The sequence below is a fragment of the Acidovorax sp. CF316 genome, from assembly GCF_000276605.1.
Taxonomy (GTDB): Bacteria; Pseudomonadota; Gammaproteobacteria; order Burkholderiales; family Burkholderiaceae_C; genus Acidovorax.
Genome location: NZ_AKJX01000032.1, coordinates 1 through 5,421 on the forward strand (window position 1 = coordinate 1; position 5,421 = coordinate 5,421).

General features: G+C 69.2%; 6 protein-coding genes. 4 read left to right on the forward strand and 2 right to left on the reverse strand.

What is annotated here, in order from left to right:
• On the forward strand, window positions 1-784 hold a 784-nt coding region (locus PMI14_RS04485; RefSeq protein ID WP_007850261.1), incomplete at its 5' end, for an alpha/beta hydrolase.
• 13 nt (window positions 785-797) lie between these two features.
• Window positions 798-1,319, forward strand: a complete 522-nt coding sequence (locus tag PMI14_RS04490; protein WP_108016538.1) for an N-acetyltransferase — start codon at window positions 798-800, stop codon at window positions 1,317-1,319.
• Window positions 1,320-1,326: 7 nt separating this feature from the next.
• Here PMI14_RS04490 and PMI14_RS04495 read toward each other — a convergent pair whose 3' ends face one another.
• Window positions 1,327-2,817: a M20 family peptidase gene (locus PMI14_RS04495; protein WP_007850276.1), complete on the reverse strand. Its 1,491-nt coding sequence runs from the start codon at window positions 2,815-2,817 to the stop codon at window positions 1,327-1,329.
• A gap of 107 nt (window positions 2,818-2,924) precedes the next feature.
• Between PMI14_RS04495 and PMI14_RS04500 the strand changes: the two genes are divergently transcribed.
• Both PMI14_RS04500 and PMI14_RS04505 read left to right on the forward strand, forming a co-directional pair.
• Window positions 2,925-3,845 carry a LysR family transcriptional regulator gene (locus tag PMI14_RS04500; RefSeq protein WP_007850277.1) on the forward strand — a complete coding sequence of 307 codons (921 nt, stop codon included), beginning with the start codon at window positions 2,925-2,927 and terminating at the stop codon, window positions 3,843-3,845.
• A gap of 42 nt (window positions 3,846-3,887) precedes the next feature.
• Entirely contained in the window at window positions 3,888-4,316 is a 429-nt protein-coding gene (locus PMI14_RS04505; protein ID WP_007850278.1) for an N-acetyltransferase, read from the forward strand.
• 49 nt (window positions 4,317-4,365) lie between these two features.
• Here PMI14_RS04505 and PMI14_RS04510 read toward each other — a convergent pair.
• Window positions 4,366-5,421 (reverse strand): serine hydrolase (locus PMI14_RS04510; protein WP_007850280.1); only part of this gene is annotated, 1,056 nt, incomplete at its 5' end.

The window sequence follows — 5,421 nt, forward strand, 5'->3', positions numbered from 1 at the left end:
GGCGGCCGCCGCCACGGCACTGGCCGCCTGCGGCGGAGGGGGCTCGTCCAGCGACGAGCCGCCCGCCGAAGCGGTAGGCCAGGTGATCAACTCGTCGCTTCGCTCCGAAGCGACGGGCGGCTCGTACGCCATCCGCGTCTATCTGCCCCCGGCACATGCCGCGGGCACGGCCCCACTGCCCACCATCTATGTGACCGAAGGCGATGCCTTGTATGGCAGCAGCGGCCTGGCCCCCACGCGCTTCGACACCTTCAAGCAGGTGATGCAGCGCCGGGGCACGCAGGCCATCCTGGTCGGCATCGGTGGCACGGCCCAGCGCGGCACGGACTTCCTGCTGCCCGGCGCTGCGGTCTACCTGAATTTCATCACCAAGGAGCTGGCGCCCAGCATCGAGCGCCAGTACCGTGCCGACCCCAAGCGCCGTGCGCTTTCGGGTCTGTCGCACGGTGGCTACTTCGTGGTGGCAGCCCTCGTGATCGAGGGCATGGCCGGCGCCTTGAGCTTCTCGCACTACCTGTCCACCGAGGCCAGCGTGGGCGGCCACGGCAATGCGACCAGTTTTCTCGCCTACGAAAAGCAACTCGACGGCAAGCCCCTGCCCGCCACGCTGTTCCTCACCGGCGCCACCAACGGCAACACGGTGCTCATCGGCAACCCGCTGTATGCCCAGATGGCCGCGCAGAGCAACCCCGGGCTGACGCTGCTCAAGGCCGAGTACAACGCCAGCCATGTGGGCGCTGACGTGCCGGCCTTCGAGGATGCGCTGGCGCGCTTCTTCCCGTGACGCTGGCGGGATGATGAACAGCACGGCCCGCCCCGCCGTGCAGATCGCCCTCGCCACCGGCGCGGGCGCCGCGCTCGTGGACCTGCTCTGCGAATTGAATGCCTCTTACGCCGATGCCGGCGTGGCAACCGCCCCGCGCGAGGCCGTGCATGCGCACCTGCGCGATCACCTGCTTGCACCCGGCTCGCCCGTGCGCCTGGTGGTGGCCAGCGATGCGGCGGGCACGGCTCTGGGCCTTGCGGCCATCGTGCTGCTGCCCTCGCTGGTGGACCCCAGCCCCGAACACCGGCGCCAGTGCCTGCTCAAGGAACTGTTCGTCGGCGCCCATGCCCGCGGACAGGGCATCGGCCGCCTGCTCATGGCCTGGGTCACGCAGCACGCTGCCGGCGAGGGCTGCGGCCGCATGGACTGGAACGTGAAGGACTCCAACCACGCCGGCATCGCCTTCTACAAAAGCCTGGGCGCCGTGCAGGTGGCCGATCGGCTGAGCTTTCGGCTCACGCGCGAGGCGATGGACCAGCTGGCCGGCGGCTGAGCCGCTCTCAAGGCTTGGCGCCCATCTGGCTTACCTGCCCGATCAGGCGGTGGTAGAAGCGGATCGCGTCCGCGTAGTTGGCGATCTCCAGGCGCTCGTTGGTGCCATGAAAGCGCTTGAGGTCCTCCGAATTCGCGCGCACCGGCGAGAACTTGAAGATGTGGTCGCTGACGGCGCCGTAGTGCTGCGAGTCGGTGCCCGCCACCATCAGGCCCGGGGCCACCAGCACGTCGGGGAAGATCTCGCGGATGGTCTGGTTGAGCAGGCGGTACTGGGTGGAGTCGGTGGGTGCGACCTTGGAGGCGTCCACCGCGCCGGGCAGCGTGCTCAGTTCGTACTGCGCGGCGGGGGCGCTGATCTTGCTGCGCATGTGGTCGATCACCTGCTCCTTGCTGTCGCCGGGCAGCAGGCGGAAGTTCACGGTCGCCTCGGCGCGGCCAGGCACCACGTTGTCGCGGTTGCCGGCGTTCACGATGGTCAGCGCCGTGGTGGTGCGCAGCATGGCATTGGTGCTGGAGGCGCCTTCGAGCTGCTTTTGCACCACGGGGCGGAACAGCCACAGGTTGGACAGCACCATCCGGTTCACGCCACCCATCTCGGGCGCCAGCGTGTCGAACAGCTCGCCCGCCACGCCGCGGATGCCGCCAGGCATCTGCTCCTCGTCCAGGCGCTTGAGCGCGTCGCTCATCATGGCGATGGCGCTGCTGCCCTTGTGCGGTGGCATGGACGAATGGCCGGGCGTGCCCGACATCTTCATCACCACCGACAGGTAGCCCTTCTCGGCCACGCCGATGACGGCGGCGGGCTTGGACAGCCCAGGCATCACGCCGTCGAGGATCAAGAGGCCCTCGTCGATCACGAAATCCAGGCGCACCTTGCGCTCCTGCAGCAGCGACGCGATCTTTGCCGCGCCGCGCAGGCCGCCCACCTCCTCGTCGGCACCGAAGGCCAGGTAGATGGTGCGCTGGGGTGTGAAGCCGCTGGCCAGCAGCATCTCCACCGCCTCGAGCTGGCTCATGAGGTTGCCCTTGTCGTCCCAGGAACCGCGGCCCCAGACGAAACCGCCCTGGATGGCGCCCGAGTACGGGGGCTGCTCCCAGTCGCCCTCGGTGCCGGGGGCCACGGGCACCACGTCCTGGTGGGCCATCAGCATCACCGGGGCGGCATTGGCATCGCTGCCGGGCCAGGTGTAGAGCAGGCTCAGGTCGCCCACCACTTCGCGCTTGAGCTTGACGTGAACCAAGGGAAAGCGCTGCTGCAGCAGCGCGTGGAACTGCAGGAACTGGCCGGCGCTGAAGTTGGCATCGTCGCGCGAGGACTCGGTGCGCAGGCGCACGGCCTCGGCCAGGCGGCCGGCCACGACGGCATCGTCCACCGGCAGTTTGGCAATCGGCGCCACCTCCAGCTGGCGCGAGCCCTTGCGCGCGGTGTTGACGCCCAGGGCCACGGCCAGCAGCAGCACCAGGGCGAGCAGCCCCAGCAGGATTTTCTTGATCATGTCGGTCGCGTCTTTCTCTTCAGGTAGGGAGCATTGAAAGCCATCCTAAATCGGTAACGAAATGTTCGTCCAATGCATAATTCAAGTCGTTTCGTTCGATTTTTCGCATGACCACCACCATCGCCCAGTTGCGCCACTTCATTGCCCTGGCCGACAGCGGCAGCTTTACCCGCGCGGCCGACAGCACGCGGCGCTCGCAGGCGGCCTTCAGCCGCAGCATCGCCATGCTGGAGGCCCACCTGGGCGCGGCACTGGTCGAGCGCAGCGGCCACCGCAACGCCCTCACCCCCATTGGCCGCACGGTGCTGGAGCATGCGCGCCAAGTGGTGGCCCAGGCCGATGAACTGCACCAGGTGGTGCGCCACCAGGTCAGCGGCGAAGTCGGCTCCGTGCGCCTGGGAATGAGTGCCACACCCCACGCCCTGCTGGCCCCCCGCCTGCTGCGCCTGGCGGCCCTCGACGCGGGCCGCATGCGCCTGCAATTGGGTGGCGGCCCCCAGGCCCAGCAGATCCAGGCGCTGCGCGACCGCACGCTGGACGCCCTGGTGACCGACTACCACTCCCTGCCCGGCTCCCACGCCGACCTGGAAGTGCACCGGCTGGTGCAACTGCCCACCGGGGTGCTGGCCCGCCCCGGGCACCCGCTGGCCCAGCGCCACCCGGTGGTGTTTTCCGAGCTGACGGAGTTCCCCGTGGCCTGCACGGGCATGAGCGCGGCCGTCGGGCGGCTGCTGGTTCAGCGCCTGGGCCTGCAGGCCCACCCCGAGGTGCTCATCGGCCTGGCCAGTGAGTCCGTGCCCGACCTGCTGGACGTGGCCTGCCACACGGATGCGCTGTACATGGGCGTCGTGGCCCCCGCGGCCGCCCTGCTGGCCCAGGGGCGGTTGGTGCCACTCGACATTCCCACCCGGGGGCTGGAGTCGCACATCGCCTGGGTGCAGCGCGTGGCGCGGGCCCCCAACCCGGTGCTGGACGGCCTGCGCCAGCAGGTGCAGGGCTGGTTGCAGGAGGCAGGTTCGGCTGGCTGAGCCGGTATCATCGCCGCCCCATCCAGCCCTGCCTTCGCATCCATGGCCTCCTCGTTCACCTTTGCTCCGCCCTCTCTGGAAGACCTGCAAGCCGGCACGCTGGGCAAGCACATGCGCGAGTTCAACTACCGCACCGTGGGCGAGTACCCGCAGGTGCAGCCCGTGCGTCTGGACGTGCGGGACCTCGATGGCCGTCTGGTCGCGGGCATCCGCTCCTACGTATTTGTCTATTGGCTGCAGACAGATGTGCTGTGGGTGGCCGAAGACCAGCGTGGCAAGGGCCTGGGCGCACGCCTGCTGGGCATGGCAGAAGCCCAGGGCAAGGCGCTGGGCGCCCGAAATGCCAAGCTCGAAACCTTCGAGTGGCAGGCGCGCGATTTCTATCTCAAGCAGGGCTACGGCGAGTACGCGCGCATCGACGACTACATCCAGGGCCAGTATTTGGCGCTGATGCGCAAGCCGCTGGAATAAGAACCTGTTTACGATCTCGCAGGGGATCGTCAACAGGTTCTAAGGAGCTTCAACCCAGCAAGGGCGACCTGAACACCGGGTGCTCCCCCGGCAGCACCTGCTGCGCCAGCGGCACGGCCAGGGCCATGCCCCGATCGCTGTTGGTCAGCAGCACGAAGCCGTCGCGCGACGTCGGCGAGACCATGGCGAAATTGCGAAAGCCCGGGTTGTTGCCCCACTGCCAGAGCATGGGGCCGGCGGCGGTGCGTTCGATGCCCCAGCCATGGCCCCACTCCAGTCCCAGGGCCTTGTCGGCCACCACGGGGGCCGACAGCACCAGCGCGAGCAGCCGCTCATCGGTCACGAAGGCGGCCAGCAGGCGCGCAAAATCGCCTGCCGTGGTGTAGAGCGAAGCGGCAGCCACCGGAACGTTCCAGCGCAGGCCACCGGCGGCCGCACCATTGGCATGCACGGCCCGGCCTTCGTAGGCACTGTTCCACACCAGGCTGGAGTCGCGCATGCCCAGGGGCTCGAACACCTGCGCCTGCATCCACGGCGCGATGGGCGTGCCGGTGACGGCTTCCATCACCGCCTGCAGCAGCACATAGCCTTCGCCCGAATAACGCCAGCGCTGGCCGGGCTCGAAGCCGGGCGCCAGCGCGCCGCTGGTCCAGTTGGGCAGGCCCGAGGTGTGGTTGAGCAAGGCGGCCACCGGGATGCGGGCCAGCGTGCTGGCGGGCACGGTGTCGCTGGCGTCGCCCGGCGCGCGCCGCAGCGCATGCTGGTAGTGCACATAGCCTTGCGGCAGGTAGTGCGCCACCGGGGCTTGCAGGTCCAGTTGCCCCGCCAGCGCCAAGCGCAATGCGCCGTAGGCCACCACGGGCTTGGTCAGCGAGGCGGCCTGGAACACAGCGTCCGCAGGGGCCTTGCAATGGCCGGCCAAGGCGGTCGGCTGCACGCGGCCAGCCTGCAGCGTGGCATACGCCGCCGCACACACGCCCAGGCGATCGGCCACCTCGGCCACGGGCTGGCCCTGGTAGCGCGTGAGGTCCGCCGCGCACGAGGCCAGCAAAGGCGATGCGGCTGCGCCGCTCAACAGCCATTGGCGGCGGGGCAGGGGCACCGG